We start from the raw sequence: 24,274 nt of genomic DNA on the forward strand, positions 1-24,274 counted from the left end.
ATTGCATGGAATTAGTCTACGATTGTGACACCCATGCTGCGAGCAGTACCTTCGACCATACGCATAGCAGTCTCAACGGATGCCGCATTCAGGTCAGGCATTTTTTGCTCGGCAATTTCGCGAACTGTCGAACGCTTAACAGTCGCAACCTTCTTCTTGTTCGGTTCGCCGGATCCTTTTTCGATCCCTGCAGCTACACGCAGTAATACGGCAGCCGGAGGCGTTTTGGTAACGAACGTGAAAGAACGATCTTCGAATACCGTAATTTCAACCGGAATGATGAGACCCGCTTGGTCAGCTGTACGAGCATTAAACTCTTTACAGAAAGCCATGATGTTAACACCAGCTTGACCAAGAGCAGGACCGATCGGCGGAGCCGGATTCGCTTTTCCTGCAGGAACCTGCAATTTCACCATTTTGATAACCTTTTTTGCCATTGTGCACACCTCCTCGTCTGTAATATGACAGACTCACTTCCAACTACAGCTTTTCCACCTGGTTGTAGTCAAGCTCCAACGGCGTCTCTCTGCCGAACATGTTGACATGAACCTTCAGCTTGCTTTTGTCGATCAGAATTTCTTCTACGGATCCGACGAAATTGGCAAAAGGTCCAACTTTCACGCGAACCGTCTCTTTGAGCTCGAAGTCGATCTTCGGCTTCGGCTCTTCCATACCCATGTGCTTAAGAATCGCATCCACTTCATCAGGAAGCAGTGCCGTCGGTTTCGAACCCGAACCGGTCGATCCAACAAACCCGGTAACTCCGGGTGTGTTGCGCACGACATACCACGAATCATCCGTCTGGATCATCTCCACAAGGACATAACCGGGATACACTTTACGCATGACCGTCTTCTTCTTACCGTCCTTATTCACAAGCTCTTCTTCCATGGGAACGAGCACGCGAAAAATTTTGTCCTTCATATCCATGGATTCGACGCGTTTTTCTAGATTTGCCTTCACCTTGTTTTCATACCCTGAATAGGTATGTACGACGTACCATCTTTTTTCCATTTCCATAGTGCCACCCACCAGCCCAGATTATTGAAACACGAGGCGAAGCAGCTCTGAAATTCCCAGGTCCAGAACGTAGAAGTACACCGTCACTAAGGTGACCGTAAATAATACGACCAGCGTGTAGCTAATCAACTCTTTACGGCTAGGCCATTTTACTTTTTTCAGTTCGGACCAACTGTCCGTAAAAAAAGAAAATGTGTTGCCGAATCCCTGCTTCATTTTAGCCAAAAAGGACACAACTACACCTCCAAAAACTAGCGAGTTTCGCGATGAGCTGTTTGTTCATTGCAAAACTTGCAATATTTCTTCAACTCCATGCGGTCAGGATGGTTGCGCTTATTTTTGGTGGATGTATAGTTTCTTTGCTTGCAGTTTGTGCACGCTAAAGTGATGATCACCCGCATGATGTACACCTCCTACGGACCAGCCTCAAAATTTGCGGCCTTAAACGATCAGCAAAAAAAACGCCTTTCAACTAAGGCCACCAAAACACTTTATCACACAGCCATGCTTGTGTCAAGGATAAGTGATTAACAAGGCTGCAGCCCCCGTCCAAATCCATTATTGACCAAGCCAAAGGCTCCTAAACGAATCTCGAATCTTTTTATATCAACGAAGCTCTTGCCATTGGAGAACATTTGTTCTATAATGAGCGTATAAAAAAGCACCCCGCTCGTAAGCATAAGGCGCTTTACATTTTACGCATCGCGAACTTCCAAATACCTTTCCAGCTTGCGTTTCACCCGTTGAAGCGCATTGTCAATTGACTTGACGTGACGGTCAAGATCAACAGCAATCTCCTGATAGGAGCGTCCGTCCAAATACAACATCAGCACTCTGCGTTCAAGATCACTCAATATCTCGCCCATCTTATCCTCAAGTCCACTGAACTCCTCCTGATTGATGATGAGCTCCTCCGGATCCGATACCCTGGAGCCACAGATCACATCAAGCAGCGTCCGGTCGGAATCTTCATCATAAATAGGCTTATCCAGCGAAACGTAAGAATTCAGAGGAATGTGCTTTTGCCGCGTGGCGGTTTTAATCGCAGTAATGATTTGGCGGGTTATGCACAGTTCAGCAAAAGCTTTAAAGGAGGCAAGCTTATCCCCACGGAAATCGCGGATCGCTTTATATAGACCGATCATGCCTTCTTGCACGATATCTTCCCTGTCAGCGCCAATCAAAAAATAAGAACGTGCTTTGGCGCGGACGAAGTTTTTATACTTGTTGATCAAGTACTCCAGTGCATCGCTATTTCCATCTCGGACCGCTTCGACAAGATCTTCGTCTGCCTTGAGGTCGTATTCGTCCATTCTCAACTCTTTGAAGTCGACACTCACTGCAATCCCTCCGGCCCAACGCTTGAAAGATAGGAATAGTATACATTATGTAATCTATTAACGTCAACCGGGTTCCCACTAGAAAAACCAGCATTTGCTAGATTCGCAGTGCACGCTACCGCCCTCTTCGCCACTTTTCGAACATGGCCCGAACATCGTCGCTAAGCCGCTTGTCGAAGGTATTCCGCCGCCCCGCGGCCTCGTTTTCAATCTTACGCCGGATCTCCACACGCGCCTGTCGCAGCTTCACGAGAAGCTCGCTTGCCGGTACACGGAAAGCACCCTTACCAAAAATAACATGCTGCTCTGTCATATCTGAAGTGGCCACATATACTTGCTTGCGCCGGCCGATATGCGCCGTAACCAATCGCTCGATCAGTTCATCCGCCGTTTCCTTCTCTTTGGTGTAGTAAATCGCAAGCTTATTTTGCACATATTTACCACCAAGTCCCGGAACATAATAAGCGTCAAATACAACGATCACTTTCATGCCCGAGAACGATTGATATTCCCCCATCATCTCAATTAGCCGATCCCGCGCTTCTTCCAGCTTGATTTCTTTTAGCGCCCGAAGCTCAGGCCAGTCACCGATAATGTTGTATCCGTCTACGATTAAAGTTTCCTGTATCATTAAGCTTCGCCCCGCTGGAAGCGCGCTAGCGGGCAGCCGTCCGCTGCCGTACGACTTCATACATGAAGACCGACGCGGCTACGGAGGCATTAAGCGAGTTAATTTGCCCGACCATTGGCAGCTTAAGCAAAAAATCGCACTTTTCCTTAATCAATCGACCAACGCCTTTGCCTTCATTACCAATCACAATGGCAAGCGGCAGGGCCAAATTCGTCTGGTACACCGGCTGCTCAGCACCGACATCTGCACCGGCAACCCATACTCCGCGCTCCTTTAACAGCTCGATGGTCTGGGCCAAGTTCGTCACACGCGCAACCGGCACATACTCTACGGCGCCGGCAGATGTCTTCGACACCGTGGCCGTCAATCCTACCGAACGTCTTTTCGGGATAATGACCCCATGCACACCGGTACAATCCGCTGTACGCAGAATCGAACCTAGGTTGTGCGGGTCTTCTATTTCATCAAGCAGGAGCAAGAACGGCATCTCTCCGCGTTCCTCAGCCCTTGCTAGTAAATCCTCAACCTCTGCGTAAGCGTACGCCGCCACTTGAGCGACGATTCCTTGATGCTGCAGGCCGTCAGCCATTTGATCCAGCTTCCGCTTGTCGGCGAACTGAACAATGACCCCATTCTGCTTCGCTTCTGCAATAATCGGCTGAATGAGCTGCTTTTGTGCCTGCTCGGCAATCCAAATCTTATTGATGGTTCGCCCGGAACGCAGTGCTTCCAGAACCGAGTGCTTTCCCCCGATAAACTCTTCTTCCATGCTCAAGCGCCCCCTTTCTTTCTTCGAATGTTATTTATCCCGCTCCAACGATAGCATCATCAAATAGTGAAGTCGCTCCCATTGCTGCGTGTAATACAAAAAGCCGATCAAACACTCAAAAGCGGTGCTGTGCCGATATTCCAGCACATCCGCATTCTTCGCCGTCGTCCCCGACTTGGCATTGCGCCCCCGTTTGACGACATCCAGTTCCTCCTCAGTCAAATACGGCAGCCAGCGCTGCAGTGATTTGGCCTGCGATTTGGCCGAAACATATTGGGTAGCCATCCGATGTAAGTAGTTTGGCTTATGGTTTGTTTGCGCAACCACATACTGCCGTACGAACACCTCATAGACAGCGTCTCCCATATAGGCCAGTACGAGCGGATGAAGCTGGCTCGTTTCACGGGCGGGCGGGAAAGAAAATAAATTGGTTTTGATCTCCTGATCCAACAGTCCGTCCCATTCCATAAGCTCGTCCTACTTTCGTCGCCAGCGGATACCTTGAGCCGTATCTTCGAGCAGAATTCCCCGCTCTGTCAGCAAATCCCGAATTTCATCGGCCCGAGCCCAGTTTTTGGATTTTCGTGCTTCAGTTCTTTCTGCTATGAGCCGATCCACTTCTTCATCCAGTAATTCCCCAGCTTCAGGAGCCAGTATACCCAGTACACCGTCCATCGCTGCAAACTGCTGCACGAACAGTTCCAAGGAACCAGAAGTCACCCGCTCCGAGTTCAAGTAAGTATTCGCCGCACTGACAAGCTCGAACACCGCCGTAATGGCATCCGGAGTATTGAAATCATCGTTCATCTTCGCTTCGAATTGCTCCTTCGCCGTATGGACCGCGTGAGCTACCGCATCCTCCGCTTCCCCTGCTTCGGCCGACTGCAGTCTGTGCTTCAAGGCCCCAATACAGTTGTCCACGCGGGCTAAACTGCCTTTCGCTTGCTGTACCGCGTCCTCGCTGAAATTAAGCGGATTACGGTAATGGCCGGACAGCATAAAATAGCGGATGACCTGGCCCGGCATCTCCTTTAGCAGTTGATGCACTTGAACGCCGTTGCCAAGCGATTTGGACATTTTTTCGTTATTGATATTCACAAATCCATTGTGCATCCAATAATTCACCATTCGATGACCGGTTAATCCCTCAGACTGGGCAATTTCACATTCATGATGCGGAAAAGCAAGATCCTGCCCGCCACCATGGATATCAATCGTTTCGCCCAAATATTTACGAACCAGCGCCGAGCATTCGATGTGCCATCCCGGACGGCCGTCACCCCACGGGCTCGACCAACTGATTTCACCCGGCTTGGCCGCCTTCCAAAGCACGAAGTCCTGCGGATTCTCCTTGCGCTCATCCACATCTACACGAATGCCGTACTGCAGCTCCTCCAAGTTCTGGTGAGAAAGCTTGCCGTACTCGGCGAATTTGGACGTTCGGAAATAAACGTCTCCTCCCGCTGAGTAAGCATAATCTTTGGCTACCAGCCCCGAAATAAACTCAATAATTTCCGTCATGTTTTCCGTTACGCGAGGATGCAACGTCGCCTCGCGAACGCCTAATCCCGTCGTATCCTCGTAATATTTCTGCACGAACAGGTCAGCCACCTCCGGAACGGTGGTGCCCATCTCTGCAGCCTTCTTGATCAACTTGTCGTCCACGTCGGTAAAATTAACAATAAAACTCACTTCATAGCCGACCGATTCCAAATAACGACGAACCACATCAAAGAAAATAACCGGTCTGGCATTCCCGATGTGAATATAATCGTATACGGTCGGACCGCACACATACATTTTTACTTTACCCGATTCGAGCGGTATAAAATCTTCTTTCGTACGGGTCATCGTGTTATAGATTTTAAGCGACATCGTCAATCTTTTCCTCCGATCTTAGTTTTCACTGCTTCTCTGTTCTCCGCCGCCTTCAACTCGTCCAGCTGCTGCTGAAGCTGCTTGAACATATCGACCACCGGATCCGGCAGCTTGTCATGCTCCAGCCGGCCCACGCGAACGCCGTCCCGCTTAACGATACGGCCAGGAATGCCCACTACCGTGCTGTTCGGCGGCACTTCACTCAGCACCACCGCATTCGATCCGATACGGGAGTTGTCTCCTACAGTGAAGGAGCCGAGCACTTTGGCTCCGGCCGAAATGACCACATTATTGCCAAGAGTCGGATGGCGTTTCCCCCGTTCCTTTCCCGTCCCCCCCAGCGTGACTCCGTGATAAAGCAGTACGTCATCGCCGATTTCACAGGTTTCCCCAATCACGACTCCCATCCCGTGATCGATAAAAAATCTCCGCCCAATGACCGCACCAGGATGAATCTCAATCCCTGTCATAAACCGGCTGATTTGAGAAATCACTCGGGCTAACGTATACCAGCGCTGCTTATAAAACCAATGGGCGACGCGATGCGCCCAGAGTGCATGCAAACCGGCATAAGTAAACACGACTTCGAACCAGCCCCTGGCTGCGGGGTCGTTCTCAAAGATCGTATTGATGTCTTCCTTCATCCGTTTGAACATATCGTTTCCCCGCTTTCACTTTACCTTGTAGCAGAGCGAAAGAACGCTGCGCAAAAACGCCTCCGCAGCCGATTTGGCTGCAGAGGCGTTCGAATGTCGCGGTTCCACTCTGCTTGGATAAGCATAAACCCCAGTTCCCGATAACCATCATCGGCCAGGAGGCTTACCCGTCTTATATCGTTCGTATCGTGAACGTCACGGTAAAGGCTACCCTGCCGCTGCAGCCGGAGCGCTAGCAGGCAGATCGTCTTTACGGCTCCCGGGTGCACTTCCGAATAAAGAGGATTGGACAATTCGCAGCCGGCGTGCTTGCACACCGATTGTCCTCTCTGAGAATCCCGCTTTTTCCGTACTTTCCCGTTCGTCGCCACTAGGTATATGTTGAAGCAGCATCAATGATCCATTTAGTATATCGAAAAATCGAAAGGTTTACAATAACTTCTTGATCCGGCGGATGACCGTTTCTTTGCCCAACAAATGCAAGGTCATATTCAAGTCGGGCCCATGCATCTGACCCGTCAAGGCCACACGTACCGTCATAAAAAGCGGTTTTCCCTTATATCCGGTTTCCGTTTGGACGGCCTTCAGCATCGCCTTCAGCGCATCCACATGAAACTCCGCTGCCTGCTCCACCTGAGTTAAGAAGCTGCGCAACACAAGGGGCGCATGCTCTTCCGCAAGCATCGCTTTAGCCTCTTCATCATAGCTGACGTCCTCACGGAAGAACAGCTCCGACAAGTCAACAATTTCAGCGGCATAACGCAGCTGCTCCTGATAAAGTCCGACCAAAGAGTGCGCCCACTGCTCCTGTTCACCCGTCAGCTCCTGCGGCAGTTTGCCGGCTTTTTGCAGTAGGGGCAAAGCGAGTCCTACAATCCGCTCGGTGTCTGCCTTTTTGATGTAGACGTTGTTCATCCAATTGAGCTTATCCATATCGAATACTGCAGGACTCTTGGACAACCGGTCAAGGTCGAATCCTGCAATCAGCTCTTCCTTCGTGAAGATCTCTTCTTCTCCTTTCGGAGACCAGCCCAGAAGCGCGATGAAGTTCATCACCGCTTCCGGCAAATAGCCGAGCTCTTTATACTGCTCGATGAACTGGATGATGGACTCGTCCCGTTTGCTCATCTTTTTGCGGTCTTGGTTGAGAATCAGCGCCAGATGCGCGAATTCCGGCACAGGAAGGCCGAGCGCTTCATACATCATGATCTGCCGCGGCGTATTGGTCAGGTGCTCCTCTCCGCGAATAACGAGGGTGATACCCATAAGGTGGTCATCAAGAATAACCGCGAAGTTGTACGTTGGGATGCCATCCGGACGGACAATAATAAAGTCACCGATGCCGTTCGTATCGAATTCGACGCGCTCGCGAATCCGGTCATCGAAGGCAATCGCCTTGTTCTCGGGCACACGGAAGCGGATTGAAGGCTTGCGTCCTTCTGCCGTATAGGCCTCAGCCTGCTCTGGCGTCAGTTGACGGCACTTCCCCGAATACATCGGCATCTGGCTGGCCGCCTCCTGCTTCGCCCGCTCCTCCTCCAGCTCCGCCTCCGAGCAGTAACAGGGATAAGCGTTCCCTTGCTCCAGAAGTTGATCGATGAACGGCTGATACAAACCCAGCCGCTCAGTCTGCCGATACGGACCGTGCGGACCTCCGACATCCACACTCTCATCCCAGTCCACGCCAAGCCACTTCAAACCGTTCAGTTGGCTGTCAACTCCCGTTTCCACATGACGGGTTTGGTCCGTATCCTCAAACCGGATCACGAACTGGCCACCCTGCTTACGGGCGATCAAATAATTAAACAGCGCCGTACGCGCTCCCCCGATATGTAAATGCCCTGTCGGACTCGGCGCATACCTTACACGAAACTGTGACATACTTTATTCTCCTCCCCTGCTCTGCAGACGTTCCTCTAAGCCGAATGAGCCCTGCGAGCCGATCCATCCGTCAAAATAATATCTGTTATGATAGCACACCTTGGACAAGACAAACAACCGCTTGTGCCGCGATCCCTTCCCCGCGTCCCGTAAATCCGAGCTGCTCGGTCGTCGTCGCTTTTACATTCACTTGGCTCGTCTCCGCTTCAAGCGCCTCAGCGATTCGCTGCACCATCGCCGGAATGTACGGAGCCATCTTCGGTCTTTGCGCAATGATCGTGCAATCCACGTTCCCCAAGCGATACCCTGCTTCCTTCGCCATTCTCCAAACGTCTACCAGCAGCTTGTAGCTATCCGCATCCTTAAAAGCGGCATCCGTATCCGGATAATGCTTACCGATATCGCCAAACCCAAGGGCTCCCAGAATGGCGTCGCTCAGCGCATGCAGCAGCACGTCCGCGTCCGAATGTCCCAGCAGTCCCTTTTCGTACGGAATATCCACTCCGCCGATGATGCACTTGCGCCCTTCCACCAACTGGTGTACATCGAAGCCTTGTCCTACTCGAATCATCATTTCTTCTCTCCCCTGACATTGCGAATAATCCACTCCGCCCAAGGCAAATCCTCGGGAGTCGTGATTTTAATATTGTAGTAGTCGGCTTCCACCACCGACACACGGATCCCCATCCGCTCCACCAACATGGCATCGTCTGTCCCTATAAACCCTTCTTGCCGGGCGCGTTCATGCGCCTCCAGCAGAACGGAAAGACGAAAAGCCTGCGGGGTTTGAATCGCCCACAAGCTGCTCCGGTCAGGAGTGGATTGGATCACGCCTGTGCCGTCCACGACTTTGATCGTGTCCTTCACGGGCACGGCAAGCACCGCCGCTTCCGTCTTCATCGCTTGATGCAGACAGGCGGTAAGGTGCTCAACTGCCGCGAACGGTCTAACACCATCATGCACCATGACCCAATCGACAGTCCCGTTCAAAGCCAGCAAGCCTTGATAAACGGAATCCTGCCGTTCTTTCCCACCCTGTAAAATATGGTCCACTTTGCCCAGCCCGTATTCCTTGACATATTGACTGCAGCGCTGCACATCGTCCGCTCCGGTAACGAGCGCGATGCTATTCACCGCATCGAAGCGTTCAAACAGCTCCAGCGTATGTACGAGAACCGGTTTATCGTTTAATAGCAAATACTGTTTGCTTTCTTTCGTACCCATCCGCGAGCCCTTGCCCGCAGCCACGACTACTACTCCAAGTCTGATCGTCAACTTGTCCACCTGCCACAATATATCGGCTTCGAGGCCAACCTGCCGCGAAAGCCCCAGCTTCCGGCAGAAGATATAGCTCCCGTTTAGCGCATCTACACTATCATACCGCTTTAGAGCGCTTTTTCCAATAGCTTGGGCTTAGCAAAAATCATTCGACCCGCCGAAGTTTGCAGTACGCTCGTGACCAGAACATCCAGCGTCGTGCCGATAAAGTCACGCCCGCCTTCCACCACAATCATCGTGCCGTCATCCAAATAAGCAACGCCTTGACCGTGCTCCTTGCCATCCTTGATCACCTGAACGAGAATCTCTTCGCCCGGCAGTACGACAGGCTTTACCGCATTGGCCAAATCATTAATATTCAGAACCGATACTCCCTGCAATTCGCACACTTTGTTCAGGTTGAAGTCATTTGTAATGACCTTGCCTTGAAGCACCTTTGCAAGCTTGACCAGCTTGCTGTCCACCTCGGAAATCTCATCAAAATCTCCTTCGTAAATCAGCACCTTCACGTCGAGCTCCTTCTGAATCTTGTTCAAAATATCCAGACCCCGGCGCCCACGGTTTCTTTTCAGCAGATCGGATGAATCAGCAATATGCTGCAGCTCCTCCAGCACGAATTCCGGAATGACCAGCGTGCCTTCAATAAACCCCGTCTTGCAAATATCCGCAATCCGGCCGTCGATAATGACGCTCGTGTCCAAAATTTTATGCTCCTCAAAGCCTTTGACCTCACCATGAGCGCCGCGCCTCCGATCCGAACGCCGCTGATCGATTGCCGCAAACAGCTCTTCTTTCTTCAAGATGCCAATTCGGTATCCTGCATACGAAAGAGCTGCAATACACACCATGTGCACAAGTGGATTAAATAGTCCTGCACGCTCCAGCGGATTCAACAGGGCAGATGAGACCAACAGTCCCATGACCATACCTGCCGCTCCGGCAAGCATATCCGCTACCGGCATATTCGACGCGCGTTCTTCTCCCTGAACCATTACCTTGAGCAGTGAGCCTAGCGTCCATGAGCTGATTGAATAAAAGACCAGCGCGCCAAGCGCAAACATCCATGCCCCTTGCCCGTTTACTTCTTTGATCCCTGTTACCGTACCTATGACTTCAAATAATGGTTTACCTATCGTATCACTCCACTGTAATCCTAGCGTACCGCCAATAACTGCCAACAGAAGCTGGAACCATTTTTTCATCATAGACTTCACCTCCATCAAAATCTAGTACAACCATCTAGTACAACCTCCGAACAATGTCTTCTCAAAGCGGCAATCTCGCTCATTTCCACTTTTGCATGATGCTGTGGAGCGACATTGCCCCTTACGTTACAATTATGAACCAAAAGTTTCCCGCCTAATCCTGCCACACAAAAAAAACAAAAAAGCATTTATTTTCCATAAGGAAAACAAATGCTTTTCATTTTCTCGAGTATCACTTTAAATTGTGGTTGTTTTGGATTCCGGTTCATCCATCGTTTTCGTCTTCTTTTTCTTCAAGCGGAGGAAAACAAAAAGGCGATCAACGTTTTTTTTTAGCCCATACAGCGCGTAAAGAAGCAAAGGTACAAAAATCATCTTGGACAGCGTCCCTGGGAACTGGATCGCAATGACAACAGCGACGATAACCACAATCGGAGTAACCCAGATCGCCGCTTTCGGAATGCCCACTTTCTTGAAATTCGGGTACTTCACCGTACTGACCATCAAATAGGACAGAAGCAGCGTAGACAGAACAAGCACAACCGTGCTCAATTCATTATGAAACAGAGCTAGAGTACAAAGGACACCGCCGGCCGCCGGAATCGGCAGACCGATAAAGTAGCCTGGCGTACCGGCAACTACATTAAAGCGAGCCAAGCGGAGCGCTCCGCAAATAGGAAAAATAGCGGTAATAATCCACGCGCTAGGCGCATTCATCTCCGTAAATGCCATGACATACATAATGAACGCCGGTGCCACCCCAAACGAAATGACATCAGAAAGCGAATCGAGTTCTTTGCCGAATTCGCTTTGAACATTGAGCGCACGGGCCACCCGTCCGTCCAGACCGTCGAGCAGCATGGCTACAAGCACCATAATAGCAGCCAGCTCCGGTTTATTGTTAAATACCATTATGATCGAAATGATACCTAGAAATAAGTTCCCTACAGTAAACAAATTCGGGAGGGATTTCGTTATCATGATTAGTCCACCTCTGGTTATACTGTACCCTAATCTTGCCCATCTTAAACTAATTCATTATATTAAGGTACCCTATGATTGTATGCAAGTTAGATATGTCTGTCAATGAGGACTTGATCCTGAATTCGTTTCAGCCCTTCTTTTATTGTTCGGGCTCTCACTTCTCCAATGCCGTCTACTTCATCCAATTCTTCGATGGTAGCCATCATCAGATGAGGGAGCTGCTCGAAACGCTCGATGAGATTATGAATAATGACCGACGGCAGTCTTGGGATTTTGTTCAACACCCGATAGCCCCGGGGCGATACGTTTTCCTCCGCACTGTTCGTTGCATGCGGGAAGCCAAGCACTCGGGCGATATGAGAATGGTCAAGCATCTCATCTGTTGCCAGCCGTTTGAGCGAGCTCATGACTTCTTTGGCCTTCTCATCACTAGGATCCCTGACGTAATCTTTTACCAACAAGAAGGATTCGTATTCCGTATTTCCGACCAATTCATGCAACTGCATGCTAATCAGACGGCCTTCATTCCCCAGTTCGTTAATGTATCGATTAATTTCCGTTTTAATGCGCAGCACCATCTCGACACGTTGAATGACTCCAGTTACATCGTGAAGCGTAACGAGCTCTTCAAATTCGGAAGCACCAAGATTCGTCAAGTCTTGGTCAAGAACAGACTTATATTTTTCTAATGTTTGAATCGCCTGGTTCGCCTTCGTCAAAATAACTCCAATATCCTTCAAGGCATAGCGCAAATTTCCTTGATACAGCGTAATCACGTTTCGCCGCTGCGAGATCGACACCACAAGCTTGGAAGTCTGCTTCGCGACGCGCTCCGCCGTACGGTGACGGATACCCGTCTCGATGGATGGTATGGACGAGTCCGGGATCAATTGAGTATTGGCATATAGAATGCGCTTCACATCCTCACTGAGGATAATGGCGCCGTCCATTTTGGCTAGCTCATACAAATAGTTTGGTGAAAAGTCGCAGTTGATGGAAAATCCTCCGTCCACAATCTCCATCACTTCCGGACTGTATCCTACGACGATCAGACCTCCTGTTTTGGCGCGCAGCACATTCTCGAGCCCCTCTCGAAATGGGGTTCCTGGCGCGACCAACTGCAGCAGCTGGCTCATCACGTCGCGTTTCGCTTCTTCCTTGCTCAAAGGTGTCCCTCCTGACGGTTAAACTAAAGCTGCTGAAAGCGCTTCGGCTACAGTATTCACGCCGATGATTTCAATCCCTGCGGGCGGCGTCCAACCCTTCAGGCTCTTGTGCGGGAGGATGATCCGCTTGAAGCCGAGCTTCTGCGCTTCACGCACCCGCTGATCTACACGGGCAACGCCGCGCACCTCACCGGTTAGGCCTACCTCTCCGAAGACAACGTCGAACGGCTGTGTAGGCTGATCGCGGAAGCTTGAGGCGATGCTGACCGCAACAGCCAGATCTACCGCAGGTTCATCCAGCTTTACTCCGCCTGCGATGTTGAGGTAAGCGTCCTGGTTTAGCAGGAACATCCCCATCCGTTTCTCCAGCACGGCAATGATCAGTGAAAGCCTGTTATGATCAAATCCGGTTGCCATCCTCCGCGGAGAAGGGAAATTCGTAGCCGATACGAGCGCCTAAAGCTCCACCAGGACCGGCCTAGTTCCCTCCATGCTTGCAACCACCGTTGAACCGGATACCCCCATCGAACGCTCCGACAAGAACAGCTCCGACGGATTGCTTACTTCGACTAATCCGCTTTCCCGCATTTCAAAAATACCAGTCTCTTCGTCGAACCGAATCGATTCTTTACGGCACGCAGCAGTGGGTACGAATGATGGCGCTCCCCATCGAAATAGAGCACACAATCCACCATATGCTCAAGAAGGCGCGGCCCTGCAATCGCTCCCTCTTTAGTAACATGGCCAACAAGGACGGTTGCAATACCTCTCCTTTGGCGATGCACATGAAATGCCCTGTGCACTCCCTTACTTGCGGTACGCTGCCGGGTGCCGATGCTACCGCGGGATGATACACCGTCTGAATCGAATCAATGACGACAAAATCCGGCTCCATCTCATCGATGGCTGCTTCGATACGCTCTGCGTTCCCTCACTCAGCACAAACAGCAGGGGGGAAACGGCCTTCAGCCGGTCAGCCCTAAGCTTTGTCTGCCTGACCGATTCCTCTCCGGAAATATATAATACTTTGAGCTGCTGCTCCGTCAACGCATGAGAGGCTTGAAGCAGAAGCGTTGACTTACCGATGCCAGGATCACCGCCAACCAAGATAAGGGAGCCCGGTACTACGCCCCCCCAACACACGGTTCAGCTCCCGGTTATCTGTGACAATGCGTTCTTCCTGACTGCTTTCTATGTTTATGATAGAAACTGCTTTTTCTTTCTTATTGGAAAAAGATGTGTGAAGTACCCGGATTTTTCCGGAAGTCTCCACTTCTTCTACAAATGTATTCCAAGCCCCGCAGCCAGGACACTTACCGAATTCATTTCGGCGTTTCGTAGCCGCACTGCTGACAAAAAAACTTTGTTTTCGTTTTGGCCATTGTTTCTCCCTATTCTGCTTCAAGTACTTCATATCAAAGTTTACCATGATGCATCATCATTGAAAACCCTCCCACCCGATTCCGTACAAATAAAAAATCCGGCCAGTGGTATTATCCCCTTTAAGTAGACACTCAATAAAAACCGTCATGTTATCATGAGGAACGATTGAAATACTTGGAGGGGATTTCTTTATGGCTAAAAAAGGGCAGATCTTTCAGACGTATACAGAAGAATTTAAGTTAGCTGCGGTTACATATATGGAAGGATCTTCGAGCTACAAGGCGGTAGCAGACCTAATGAAAATACGTAAATTGTTCACAGTTAAAGGTGTGGGTAAAGAAGTGGAGAAACGGAGACAGCTTTGATGAGTGTAAAGGCGTCAGTAATCCGTTAAAGGGCGTCTTCGTACATCCTTCGCTAGCATAGAGGAAGAGCGGGACGATCTGAGAGCGCAGGTAGACTACCTAAAAAAGCGGTATCCAAATCTGGTAAAGGAGGCCATGTCGAGCAGCAAGATCACTACCAACTAATCGAAGATTTACGTAGCATACACGGTGTTACCCTCCTCATACATATCGCGGGTATACCTCGAGCCATCTATTACAAATGGCGAAAAACACGCTCGTTGCGCGTAGAAAAACGAGCACGAGACCACGAGTTTCATGCTACGCATCCATATTTCGGATACCCTCGCATGATGAACGCCTTGTGGGGAGCAGGATACCGTGTGATAACCACAAGAAAATATGGCGATTGATGAGGGAACTATCCATACAATCCAACATTCGGAAGAAACGACAACGTTTCAGTTACAAGCCTTCCGTCATTTATCCGAACCGATTACAGCGTCAGTTCCATGCCATAGGTCCTCAGCAGAAGTTGGCCACCGACATCACGTATATCTCAGATGGCACACGTTTCTATTACCTGTCCGCCATTCAGGACTTGTTTAACAATGAGATTGTAGCTTGGCAATTATCCGAACGAAACGATGTGCAGCTCGTGCTGGATACGTTGGAGAAGTAGACAAGAAAAAGAGACGTTTATGGGGCCGTGCTCCATTCGGATCAGGGCTTCCAGTACACGTCTCAGGCGTACAACAAATGATTAGAAGCATTCAGCGTTAAAGGCAGCCACTCTCGCAAAGCAACCCGCCTGGATAACGCATGCATCGAATCCTTCTTCTCGCATCTCAAAACAGAGAAGTTGTATCTCCAACAGTTTAAGTCAGAATCCGAAATACATCAAGCCATTGAAGATTATATTTACTTTTATAACTATCAGCGATTTCAAGCTAAACTCAAACAGCGCGCACCGATTGAGTATCGGCACGCGCTGGCAGCATAGCTTTTTTCGAATGTCTACTTGACAGGGGTATGATCAAGCAGCCGGATTTTTTATTTTATGCTTGAGAAGCAACGCCTTGATTGCGCTCTACAATCAGCTCGCCGTCCTTTTCATCGATGGTAAGCATATCGCCTTTGGTAATGTTCCCGCGAAGCAATTCTTCGGATAAACGGTCTTCAATATGTTTTTGAATTGCCCTGCGAAGAGGTCTTGCTCCGAACGCCGGATCATAGCCCTCTTTGGCCAGAAACGCTTTGGCCGAATCGGTCAATATGAAATCCACTTCCTGCTCTTTCAGACGTTTACGCAATTCTTCGGCCATCAACGATACGATTTCGCCGATATGCTTTTCGTCCAGCGAGTGGAATACGATGATTTCGTCGATCCGGTTCAAGAACTCCGGACGGAAGCTCTTCTTCAGCTCACCCATCACTTTGTCCTTCATGTTACTGTAATCTCTACCCGCATCTTGTGTCGCGGTAAAGCCCAGCGTCGAGTTCTTCTTAATCAAATCGGCCCCGACGTTAGAGGTCATGATAATCAGCGTGTTGCGGAAGTCGACGGTACGTCCTTTGGAATCCGTTAAACGGCCGTCCTCCAGCACCTGAAGCAAAATATTGAATACTTCCGGATGCGCCTTCTCAATTTCATCTAAGAGGACGACAGAGTATGGCTTACGGCGTACTTTCTCTGTAAGCTGTCCGCCTTCTTCGTATCCGACATATCCTGGAGGCGCTCCGACCAACCGGGAAGTCGAGTGTTTTTCCATGTACTCGGACATATCAATCCGAATAACTGAGTTTTCGTCGCCGAACAGCGATCCAGCCAACGCGCGGGCCAATTCGGTTTTACCGACCCCTGTAGGTCCGAGAAAAATAAAGGAGCCCATTGGACGCTTTGGATCCTTTAGCCCTGCCCGTGCACGACGGATCGCCCGGCTTACGGCTTTCACCGCTTCATCTTGTCCGATCACCCGATCGTGCAAAATGGATTCCATTTTGAGCAGCCGCTCGGTTTCTTCCTCTGCCAGCTTCACAACCGGAATGCCGGTCCAGCTCGCCACCACCTGAGCAATATCTTCAGGCGTCACCTCGGAGTCAGTGCGACCTTGCTTTTCTTTCCACTCGTTCTTCGTTAAATCGAGCTCTTCTCTCATTTTCTGTTCTGTATCCCGAAGCGCGGCAGCTTTCTCGAACTCCTGGCTCTGTACAGCTGCATCCTTCTCCTTACGGATGTCATCCAAACGGCTTTCCAGCTTCTTCAAATCCGGCGGTACCGTATATGAGCGAAGCCTTACTTTGGAGCTTGCTTCATCAATTAGGTCGATTGCCTTATCCGGTAGGAAGCGATCTGTGATGTAACGATCGGATAGCTTCACGGCTTGCTCAATCGCTTCGTCTGTAATTTTCACGCGATGGTGCGCTTCATAGCGGTCACGCAGCCCGTGAAGGATTTGAATAGCCTCTTCCGGAGAAGGCTGGTCTACCGTAATCGGCTGGAAGCGTCGTTCCAATGCCGCATCCTTCTCGATATATTTACGATATTCGTCCAGCGTCGTCGCTCCGATACACTGCAGCTCGCCGCGAGCCAGCGCTGGCTTCAGGATATTGGAGGCATCGATCGCGCCTTCCGCTCCACCTGCGCCAATGAGCGTGTGCAGTTCGTCAATGAACAGAATGATATTTCCTGCTTGACGAATTTCGTCCATAATCTTCTTCAAACGGTCTTCAAATTCACCGCGGTATTTCGTGCCAGCTACCACTGATCCCATATCCAGGGTCATTACGCGTTTGTCGCGTAGTGTTTCCGGAATTTCATTCGCCACGATTTTTTGAGCCAGGCCTTCCGCAATCGCAGTTTTACCAACACCCGGTTCACCAATGAGCACCGGATTGTTCTTCGTTCTTCGGCTGAGCACCTGAATCACGCGCTCGATTTCTTTGCTGCGGCCAATGACCGGATCGAGGTTTCCTTCTTTCGCATAGGCGGTCAAATCACGCGCCAGACCGTCCAGGGTCGGTGTATTTACATTAGCGGGGCTACCATGGTTCGGCGAGACCACCTCGCTGCTGCCAAGCAATTGAAGCACTTGTTGACGGGCTTTGTTCAAGCTTACGCCCAAATTGCCCAGCACACGTGCCGCAACACCTTCGCCTTCACGTATCAATCCGAGCAGGATATGCTCCGTTCCGACGTACGTATGCCCGAGCTTCCGCGCTTCATCCATGGACAGCTCAATGACCTTTTTAGCTCGAGGAGTATAAGCGATATTGGTAGGCTGCTCTTGTCCTCTACCGATCAGTGATTCGACTTCGTCTTGAATTTTCTCCAAACCGAGCCCCAAAGCGATCAGGGCTTTGGCGGCAATGCCTTCGCCTTCACGAATCAATCCGAGCAAAATATGCTCTGTACCAATATTATTATGACCCAAACGAACGGCTTCTTCTTGGGCCAAAGACAGCACTTTCTGCGCACGTTCCGTAAATCTGCCAAACATCATGTATAACACCTCCAAAAATTAGTAAGAATAGGATACTTTCTAGGTTAGCCGACTCCAGACTCATCCGATTGAGATATTTTGTCTCTCATCAGTTGAGCCCTTCTTATGTCTCTTTCTTCAGGCGTTAGCTTTTCTCCTGCTGACTGCTGTAAAAAACCCGGTTGGGTCATCACCAAAAGCTCATTGAGCACATGAGGTGACACATTCTTGATAAACTCCAAATCAATTCCGAGCCTCACATCCGACAGACGCTGTGCCGCTTCTTTGGAATCCATAATAGCTGCGTATGATAGTATACCGTAAGAACGGCTGACACGGTCCAAAATTTTAGCCTTCGTTTCATACACTAGCTTCTGTCTGGCCGCCCGCTCGTGCTCGATAATCTGCCTTACTACGCTGTAAAGATTATCAATGATTTCATCCTCCGACTGTCCAAGCGTAATCTGGTTGGATATTTGGAACAGGTTACCGAGCGCCTCGCTGCCTTCACCATACAGACCCCGAACCGCCAATCCTACCTGTGTGATAGCCGACAAAATTCGATTGATCTGCTGTGTAAGCACCAGCGCCGGAAGGTGGATCATCACCGATGCGCGAATACCCGTTCCGACATTCGTCGGGCAGCTCGTCATGTATCCTCTTTTCTCATCAAAAGCGTAGTTCAGCTGGACTTCGAACGCATCGTCGATTTCGCTGGCCAATTCCCACGCTTCTTTAATTTGAAAACCGGGGCACAAGCATTGTATTCGCAGATGATCTTCTTCATTCACCATGATGCTGATTGCTTCATTATCACTTAAAATGACTGCACCGTTCCGAGACTCGTTGGCCAAGGCCGGACTGATCAAATGTTTCTCGACCAGCACCCGTTTCTCCAACTCATTCAGTTCCGAAAGCGGCAACAGCGTAAACTTGCTGATCGTATCCAGTTCATCTTTATCAAGTACCTGCGATACTTGATCCAATACCTCTTTGGACTGTTGGTTCGTCGCCAACATAGGAAAAGGGTAGGCCCGTAAATTTCGGGCAATGCGAATTCTACTGCTAATCACGATATCGGAATCAGGTCCTTCCCCCCTCATCCACTCGCTTAGCGCATGCTGTGTAAATCGGCTAGCTTCTGTCATAAGCATTCCCCCTTACAGCCCATATTGAACTCAGCCTTCGGCTACTTTTTTCTCTAGCTCGCGAATCTGGTCCCGAAGCTTGGCCGCTTGTTCGAATTCTTCATTTTCAATGGACACCAGCAGTTCTTTCTTTAATTGATCTATTTCACGTTTATCTTTAATTAACCCACCAGAACGTTTAGGAACCTTACCGGTGTGCATTATGTTTCCATGAACTCTTTTGAAAAGGGGGTCCAATTTCTCGCCAAAATGTTTATAACATTCGCTGCAGCCGAATCGTCCCACTTTACTGAATTGAGTGTAGGTAAGCCCGCAATGCTCGCAGCGGCTAGGTTGAACTTTGTTCGCCAGCGTACTGTGCGCTGATGGTTCGAAATCGAGTAATCCGCTTAGCAGGTTGTGAATAGAGAAGCCGTTCGGTGTTCCCGGTATCAGCTCTCCCTTTTCTCTGGCGCATGACTCACAAATATGAAATTCTGTCTTCTCACCATTTAATATTTTAGTAAAATGGAGAGTTGCCTGCTTCTTACCACATTCTTGACATATCATCCGGTTCCCTCCTTCATTTGCTTAGCAAGGAGATCAGCATGGCTTTAAGAAGCTTCGCCCGAATTTCGTCGCGAAGCGGGAGTTTCAAAGTCAGAACCTCTCTAGCCATAGCTGCCTTCATTATGGCCGCTTCCCTTGCGGTGATGAAGCCGCCCTCCTCAAGCTGGTACAGCAGTCCTTCCGAAGCGGATTGATCCATATGCGAGCTAATCGTTCGAAATATATGGTCAAGCACTGGCCCATGAGAATGCAGTTCAATCTTCTGAATTCGAATGTAGCCGCCGCCACCTCGCTTACTTTCGACAATATACCCTTTTTCCAAGGTAAACCGAGTGCTGATGACATAGTTGATTTGTGATGGAACACAGTTAAATTGATCCGCAAGATCATTTCGCTGGATTTCAATCACACCGCCCGGGCTCTGCTGCAAAACCTGCTTCAGATACTGTTCGATAATTTCTGAAACATTGCGCATCGTTTTGTCCTCCAAAGGCAGAAGTAAAGCCATTTTTATGCCTGTTGTACCATTACATGAAGCCGAAAGCCGTAAGTTGACTTTGACTTTCTTTGACTTTAGAAACATTATATCAGATTTATACAATAATGCAACACCCGCACAGCCTTCAGAGCCTGTCGATTTCTAAGGTGCATCTTGATTACATATTAACGGCAGAACAAGTTGGATCTTATGTTTATTATGTATTCTTTCCCGTGGATTATGTCTTTTTACAAAAAGAGCATCCTCTTTTGATCCGAATATAAAATGGTTCAGAGCATCCTTTAACATGTACATATTTTTTTGAATTTTCTAAAAAATATACTGTGCAATCGCAATTTTTTATCATATAATGAATAATACCGAAAGCGTTTTCAAATACTAGGAAAATGACGGAGGTGCTTGTTATGATGAATGAAACGAAATACAGAAAACAAGCTATGCAAATTTGGGAAGCCACTCGCGAAGAGACCAAACAAAACCTTCATGCTGATTTAAAAGAACCATTAGCCCGGTTATATCGTTTAAAAAAGAATATGATACAGACCATCTCATTGCTGCTGACCAACAAACGCCATCAATCAAAATAAGCCCTTCGCGGCTTATTTTTTATAATAAAAAGTGTACGCTTATCTACATCATTTTCAATTCCATGTATGCAATGCAAAAGAGCCTCCCGGATACTAATCCGAAGAAGCTCTTGGTTTGCTTGGCGACGTCCTACTCTCCCAGGACCCTGCGGTCCAAGTACCATTGGCGCTGGAAGGCTTAACGTTCGTGTTCGGTATGGGTACGCGTGGTTCCCTTCCGCCATCATCACCAAACATATTCAGGTTTGCGCCCTGAAAACTGGATCGAAACAAAGCATGCTGAAGTTCATGTATTTGGATAAGCCCTCGACCGATTAGTATTCGTCAGCTCCACACGTTGCCGCGCTTCCACCCCGAACCTATCAACCTCGTCGTCTACAAGGGGTCTTACTAATTGGGAAATCTCATCTTGAGGGGGGCTTCACGCTTAGATGCTTTCAGCGCTTATCCCTTCCGTACTTAGCTATCCAGCCGTGCCTCTGGCGAGACAACTGGTACACCAGCGGTACGTCCATCCCGGTCCTCTCGTACTAAGGACAGCTCCTCTCAAATTTCCTACGCCCACGACAGATAGGGACCGAACTGTCTCACGACGTTCTGAACCCAGCTCGCGTACCGCTTTAATGGGCGAACAGCCCAACCCTTGGGACCTACTTCAGCCCCAGGATGCGATGAGCCGACATCGAGGTGCCAAACCTCCCCGTCGATGTGGACTCTTGGGGGAGATAAGCCTGTTATCCCCAGGGTAGCTTTTATCCGTTGAGCGATGGCCCTTCCATGCGGTACCACCGGATCACTAAGCCCGACTTTCGTCCCTGCTCGACCTGTTTGTCTCGCAGTCAAGCTCCCTTATGCCTTTGCACTCTTCGAATGATTTCCAACCATTCTGAGGGAACCTTAGGGCGCCTCCGTTACTCTTTAGGAGGCGACCGCCCCAGTCAAACTGCCCACCTGACACTGTCCCCATACCGGATCACGGTACCAGGTTAGAACTCCGATACGATCAGGGTGGTATCCCAACGTCGCCTCCACACAAGCTGGCGCTCATGCTTCTCAGGCTCCCACCTATCCTGTACAGATCGTACCAAAGTCCAATATCAAGCTGCAGTAAAGCTCCATGGGGTCTTTCCGTCTTGTCGCGGGTAACCTGCATCTTCACAGGTATTAAAATTTCACCGGATCTCTCGTCGAGACAGCGCCCAAGTCGTTACGCCATTCGTGCGGGTCAGAATTTACCTGACAAGGAATTTCGCTACCTTAGGACCGTTATAGTTACGGCCGCCGTTTACTGGGGCTTCGGTTCACAGCTTCGGATTGCTCCTAACCGCTCCCCTTAACCTTCCAGCACCGGGCAGGCGTCAGCCCGTATACTTCGCCTTGCGGCTTCGCACAGACCTGTGTTTTTGCTAAACAGTCGCTTGGGCCTTTTCACTGCGGCCCCCTCGGGCTATTCACCCTACCGAGGCACCCCTTCTCCCGAAGTTACGGGGTCATTTTGCCGAGTTCCTTAACGAGAGTTCTTCCGCGCGCCTTAGCATGCTCTGCTCGCCTACCTGTGTCGGTTTGCGGTACGGGCACCTTCTCCCTGGCTAGAGGCTTTTCTTGGCAGCCTGAACTCATGACCTTCGGTACTGTAATTTTCCCTCCCCATCACAGCTTAGCCTTAATGATGTGCGGATTTGCCTACACATCAGCCTTACTGCTTGGACGAGCATCCATCAGCTCGCGTCACTATCCTTCTGCGTCACCCCATTGCTCATAACGGTTCACGGTGGTACAGGAATTTCAACCTGTTGTCCTTCGACTACGCCTTTCGGCCTCGCCTTAGGTCCCGACTAACCCTGAGTGGACGAACCTTCCTCAGGAACCCTTAGGCTTTCGGCGGATCAGATTCTCACTGATCTTTTCGTTACTCATACCGGCATTCTCACTTGTAACCAGTCCACCAGTCCTCACGATCTAGCTTCAACCCGATTACAACGCTCCCCTACCCCATGACGTCATAGACGTCTAGTCATAGCTTCGGTGGTGTGTTTAGCCCCGTTACATTTTCGGCGCAGAGTCACTCGACCAGTGAGCTATTACGCACTCTTTAAATGGTGGCTGCTTCTAAGCCAACATCCTGGTTGTCTGTGCAACTCCACATCCTTTCCCACTTAACACACACTTGGGGACCTTAGCTGATGATCTGGGCTGTTTCCCTCTTGACAATGGATCTTAGCACTCACTGTCTGACTCCCGGGATAACGTCTGTGGCATTCAGAGTTTGACTGGACTTGGTAACCCTTGGCGGGCCCCGCACCCAATCAGTGCTTTACCTCCACGACGCATCTCCCGAGGCTAGCCCTAAAGCTATTTCGGGGAGAACCAGCTATCTCCGAGTTCGATTGGAATTTCTCCGCTACCCCCACCTCATCCCCGAATTTTTCAACATTCGTGGGTTCGGGCCTCCAGTGCGTGTTACCGCACCTTCACCCTGGACAGGGGTAGATCACACGGTTTCGGGTCTACGTCCACGTACTCAAGCGCCCTATTCAGACTCGCTTTCGCTGCGGCTACGGCTTCTCACCTTAACCTCGCACGGGAACGTAACTCGCCGGTTCATTCTACAAAAGGCACGCCATCACCCATTAACGGGCTCTGACTTCTTGTAAGCACACGGTTTCAGGTTCTTTTTCACTCCGCTCCCGCGGTTCTTTTCACCTTTCCCTCACGGTACTGCTTCACTATCGGTCACCAGGGAGTATTTAGCCTTGGCAGATGGTCCTGCCGGATTCCCACGAGGTTTCACGTGTCTCGCGGTACTCGGGATCCGTCTAGGGTTTTCGCAGAATTTCAGCTACAGGGCTTTTACCTTCTTTGGCCGGCCTTTCCAGACCGCTTCACTTACTCTGCTCAACCCACATTGACGTCCCACAACCCCAGAAAGCAAGCTTCCTGGTTTGGGCTAATCCGCTTTCGCTCGCCGCTACTGACGGAATCACTTTTGTTTTCTTTTCCTGAGGGTACTTAGATGTTTCAGTTCCCCTCGTATGCCTCCAATGCAGCTATGTATTCACTGCATGGTACATGCGAATTACCACATGCGGGTTCCCCCATTCGGACATCCCCGGATCAAAGCCTGCTTACGGCTCCCCGAGGCATTTCGTCGTTCGCCACGTCCTTCTTCGGCTCCTGGTGCCTAGGCATCCTCCGTGTGCTCTTTATAGCTTAACCAATGCTTTGACATGAAGTCTTAGCGTAGTTATAGATCAAAGATCTAAGGATGATTCAGCATTGTTACTTTGTTTCGATATCCAGTTTTCAAGGAACAAACTTTGTTTATTCGCTACCGTTTCACCGGCAGGAACGATATCTTAGCATGTTCGCCGCGGCCGATGCAAGCATCAGCTTTTGACATTTTTGCCAAGACCGAAAGGCATTGCGCCTTTCAAAACTGACAACGAGTGAGTGTGATACAGCTTTCGCTGCAGA

The 24,274-nt window shown here is 49.8% G+C and carries 25 protein-coding genes, 2 rRNA genes and 1 pseudogene; 4 read left to right on the forward strand and 24 right to left on the reverse strand.

Going from position 1 to position 24,274, the window contains the following annotated elements:
* Positions 1 to 11: 11 nt before the first annotated feature.
* The 18 genes and pseudogenes from rplK to radA all read right to left on the reverse strand — a co-directional run bounded on the left by rplK (position 12) and on the right by radA (position 14,190).
* Positions 12 to 437 carry a 50S ribosomal protein L11 gene (rplK, locus tag JOE45_RS14645; protein ID WP_210019532.1) on the reverse strand — a complete coding sequence of 142 codons (426 nt, stop codon included), beginning with the start codon at positions 435 to 437 and terminating at the stop codon, positions 12 to 14.
* A 43-nt stretch (positions 438 to 480) separates the two neighbouring features.
* Positions 481 to 1,014: a transcription termination/antitermination protein NusG gene (gene nusG / locus JOE45_RS14650; RefSeq protein ID WP_210019531.1), complete on the reverse strand. Its 534-nt coding sequence runs from the start codon at positions 1,012 to 1,014 to the stop codon at positions 481 to 483.
* Between the two features lie 27 nt (positions 1,015 to 1,041).
* On the reverse strand, positions 1,042 to 1,254 hold the full coding sequence (gene secE, locus JOE45_RS14655; protein WP_210019530.1) for a preprotein translocase subunit SecE: 213 nt from the start codon (positions 1,252 to 1,254) through the stop codon (positions 1,042 to 1,044).
* Between the two features lie 17 nt (positions 1,255 to 1,271).
* Positions 1,272 to 1,421, reverse strand: a complete 150-nt coding sequence (gene rpmG / locus JOE45_RS14660) for a 50S ribosomal protein L33 (protein WP_025851018.1) — start codon at positions 1,419 to 1,421, stop codon at positions 1,272 to 1,274.
* A gap of 294 nt (positions 1,422 to 1,715) precedes the next feature.
* Complete coding sequence (sigH, locus tag JOE45_RS14665; RefSeq protein WP_210019529.1) at positions 1,716 to 2,360, reverse strand: RNA polymerase sporulation sigma factor SigH; 645 nt, start codon at positions 2,358 to 2,360, stop codon at positions 1,716 to 1,718.
* 115 nt (positions 2,361 to 2,475) lie between these two features.
* On the reverse strand, positions 2,476 to 2,991 hold the full coding sequence (locus tag JOE45_RS14670; protein WP_210019528.1) for an NYN domain-containing protein: 516 nt from the start codon (positions 2,989 to 2,991) through the stop codon (positions 2,476 to 2,478).
* Between the two features lie 25 nt (positions 2,992 to 3,016).
* Positions 3,017 to 3,760 carry a 23S rRNA (guanosine(2251)-2'-O)-methyltransferase RlmB gene (gene rlmB, locus JOE45_RS14675; protein ID WP_210019527.1) on the reverse strand — a complete coding sequence of 248 codons (744 nt, stop codon included), beginning with the start codon at positions 3,758 to 3,760 and terminating at the stop codon, positions 3,017 to 3,019.
* 30 nt (positions 3,761 to 3,790) lie between these two features.
* Positions 3,791 to 4,228: a Mini-ribonuclease 3 gene (locus JOE45_RS14680; RefSeq protein WP_210019526.1), complete on the reverse strand. Its 438-nt coding sequence runs from the start codon at positions 4,226 to 4,228 to the stop codon at positions 3,791 to 3,793.
* 9 nt (positions 4,229 to 4,237) lie between these two features.
* A complete protein-coding gene (cysS, locus tag JOE45_RS14685; protein WP_210019525.1) occupies positions 4,238 to 5,635 on the reverse strand; it encodes a cysteine--tRNA ligase in 1,398 nt (465 codons plus the stop codon).
* A 2-nt stretch (positions 5,636 to 5,637) separates the two neighbouring features.
* Entirely contained in the window at positions 5,638 to 6,294 is a 657-nt protein-coding gene (cysE, locus tag JOE45_RS14690) for a serine O-acetyltransferase (RefSeq protein WP_210019524.1), read from the reverse strand.
* A 20-nt stretch (positions 6,295 to 6,314) separates the two neighbouring features.
* Positions 6,315 to 6,611, reverse strand: coding sequence for a hypothetical protein (locus JOE45_RS14695; protein ID WP_210019523.1), 297 nt, complete (start codon positions 6,609 to 6,611; stop codon positions 6,315 to 6,317).
* A gap of 112 nt (positions 6,612 to 6,723) precedes the next feature.
* Complete coding sequence (gltX, locus tag JOE45_RS14700; protein WP_210019522.1) at positions 6,724 to 8,175, reverse strand: glutamate--tRNA ligase; 1,452 nt, start codon at positions 8,173 to 8,175, stop codon at positions 6,724 to 6,726.
* 85 nt (positions 8,176 to 8,260) lie between these two features.
* Complete coding sequence (ispF, locus tag JOE45_RS14705) at positions 8,261 to 8,746, reverse strand: 2-C-methyl-D-erythritol 2,4-cyclodiphosphate synthase (protein WP_210023291.1); 486 nt, start codon at positions 8,744 to 8,746, stop codon at positions 8,261 to 8,263.
* On the reverse strand, positions 8,746 to 9,450 hold the full coding sequence (gene ispD, locus JOE45_RS14710; RefSeq protein WP_210019521.1) for a 2-C-methyl-D-erythritol 4-phosphate cytidylyltransferase: 705 nt from the start codon (positions 9,448 to 9,450) through the stop codon (positions 8,746 to 8,748). The genes ispF and ispD overlap by 1 nt, the downstream gene beginning before the upstream one ends.
* Positions 9,451 to 9,560: 110 nt before the next feature.
* Positions 9,561 to 10,658 carry a PIN/TRAM domain-containing protein gene (locus tag JOE45_RS14715; protein ID WP_210019520.1) on the reverse strand — a complete coding sequence of 366 codons (1,098 nt, stop codon included), beginning with the start codon at positions 10,656 to 10,658 and terminating at the stop codon, positions 9,561 to 9,563.
* 237 nt (positions 10,659 to 10,895) lie between these two features.
* A complete protein-coding gene (pssA, locus tag JOE45_RS14720) occupies positions 10,896 to 11,639 on the reverse strand; it encodes a CDP-diacylglycerol--serine O-phosphatidyltransferase (RefSeq protein WP_210019519.1) in 744 nt (247 codons plus the stop codon).
* A gap of 89 nt (positions 11,640 to 11,728) precedes the next feature.
* Positions 11,729 to 12,808, reverse strand: coding sequence for a DNA integrity scanning diadenylate cyclase DisA (gene disA, locus JOE45_RS14725; RefSeq protein ID WP_280873782.1), 1,080 nt, complete (start codon positions 12,806 to 12,808; stop codon positions 11,729 to 11,731).
* 18 nt (positions 12,809 to 12,826) lie between these two features.
* A pseudogene (radA, locus tag JOE45_RS14730) lies at positions 12,827 to 14,190 on the reverse strand (DNA repair protein RadA).
* A 192-nt stretch (positions 14,191 to 14,382) separates the two neighbouring features.
* Between radA and JOE45_RS14735 the strand changes: the two are divergent.
* From JOE45_RS14735 to JOE45_RS24250, 3 genes are all read left to right on the forward strand, one after another.
* On the forward strand, positions 14,383 to 14,556 hold the full coding sequence (locus JOE45_RS14735) for a hypothetical protein (RefSeq protein ID WP_210019518.1): 174 nt from the start codon (positions 14,383 to 14,385) through the stop codon (positions 14,554 to 14,556).
* 391 nt (positions 14,557 to 14,947) lie between these two features.
* Positions 14,948 to 15,217, forward strand: a complete 270-nt coding sequence (locus JOE45_RS14740) for a DDE-type integrase/transposase/recombinase (RefSeq protein WP_348632601.1) — start codon at positions 14,948 to 14,950, stop codon at positions 15,215 to 15,217.
* Positions 15,218 to 15,361: 144 nt separating this feature from the next.
* A complete protein-coding gene (locus JOE45_RS24250) occupies positions 15,362 to 15,538 on the forward strand; it encodes an IS3 family transposase (protein ID WP_461479730.1) in 177 nt (58 codons plus the stop codon).
* Between the two features lie 55 nt (positions 15,539 to 15,593).
* Here the strand turns inward: JOE45_RS24250 and clpC are convergent, their stop codons facing one another.
* Genes clpC through JOE45_RS14765 form a run of 4 tightly spaced genes read right to left on the reverse strand, consistent with a single transcriptional unit; the run spans position 15,594 to position 20,189 of the window.
* On the reverse strand, positions 15,594 to 18,038 hold the full coding sequence (clpC, locus tag JOE45_RS14750) for an ATP-dependent Clp protease ATP-binding subunit (protein WP_210019516.1): 2,445 nt from the start codon (positions 18,036 to 18,038) through the stop codon (positions 15,594 to 15,596).
* Between the two features lie 44 nt (positions 18,039 to 18,082).
* Positions 18,083 to 19,165 (reverse strand): protein-arginine kinase McsB, encoded by a 1,083-nt coding sequence (mcsB, locus tag JOE45_RS14755; protein WP_210019515.1) that lies wholly within the window; start codon positions 19,163 to 19,165, stop codon positions 18,083 to 18,085.
* 30 nt (positions 19,166 to 19,195) lie between these two features.
* Positions 19,196 to 19,714, reverse strand: coding sequence for a protein-arginine kinase activator protein McsA (gene mcsA / locus JOE45_RS14760; protein ID WP_210019514.1), 519 nt, complete (start codon positions 19,712 to 19,714; stop codon positions 19,196 to 19,198).
* Positions 19,715 to 19,727: 13 nt separating this feature from the next.
* Positions 19,728 to 20,189: a CtsR family transcriptional regulator gene (locus JOE45_RS14765; RefSeq protein WP_210019513.1), complete on the reverse strand. Its 462-nt coding sequence runs from the start codon at positions 20,187 to 20,189 to the stop codon at positions 19,728 to 19,730.
* Positions 20,190 to 20,617: 428 nt separating this feature from the next.
* Between JOE45_RS14765 and JOE45_RS14770 the strand changes: the two genes are divergently transcribed.
* The gene (locus tag JOE45_RS14770; protein WP_210019512.1) at positions 20,618 to 20,800 is read left to right on the forward strand and encodes a hypothetical protein; all 183 of its coding nucleotides are present in this window, start codon (positions 20,618 to 20,620) and stop codon (positions 20,798 to 20,800) included.
* A 117-nt stretch (positions 20,801 to 20,917) separates the two neighbouring features.
* Here JOE45_RS14770 and rrf read toward each other — a convergent pair.
* Positions 20,918 to 21,034, reverse strand: a 5S ribosomal RNA gene (gene rrf, locus JOE45_RS14775).
* Between the two features lie 60 nt (positions 21,035 to 21,094).
* A 23S ribosomal RNA gene (locus tag JOE45_RS14780) occupies positions 21,095 to 24,016 on the reverse strand.
* Positions 24,017 to 24,274: the final 258 nt, after the last annotated feature.

This window comes from Paenibacillus sp. PvR098, assembly GCF_017833255.1.
In the GTDB taxonomy this organism is placed as follows: Bacteria; Bacillota; Bacilli; order Paenibacillales; family NBRC-103111; genus Paenibacillus_G.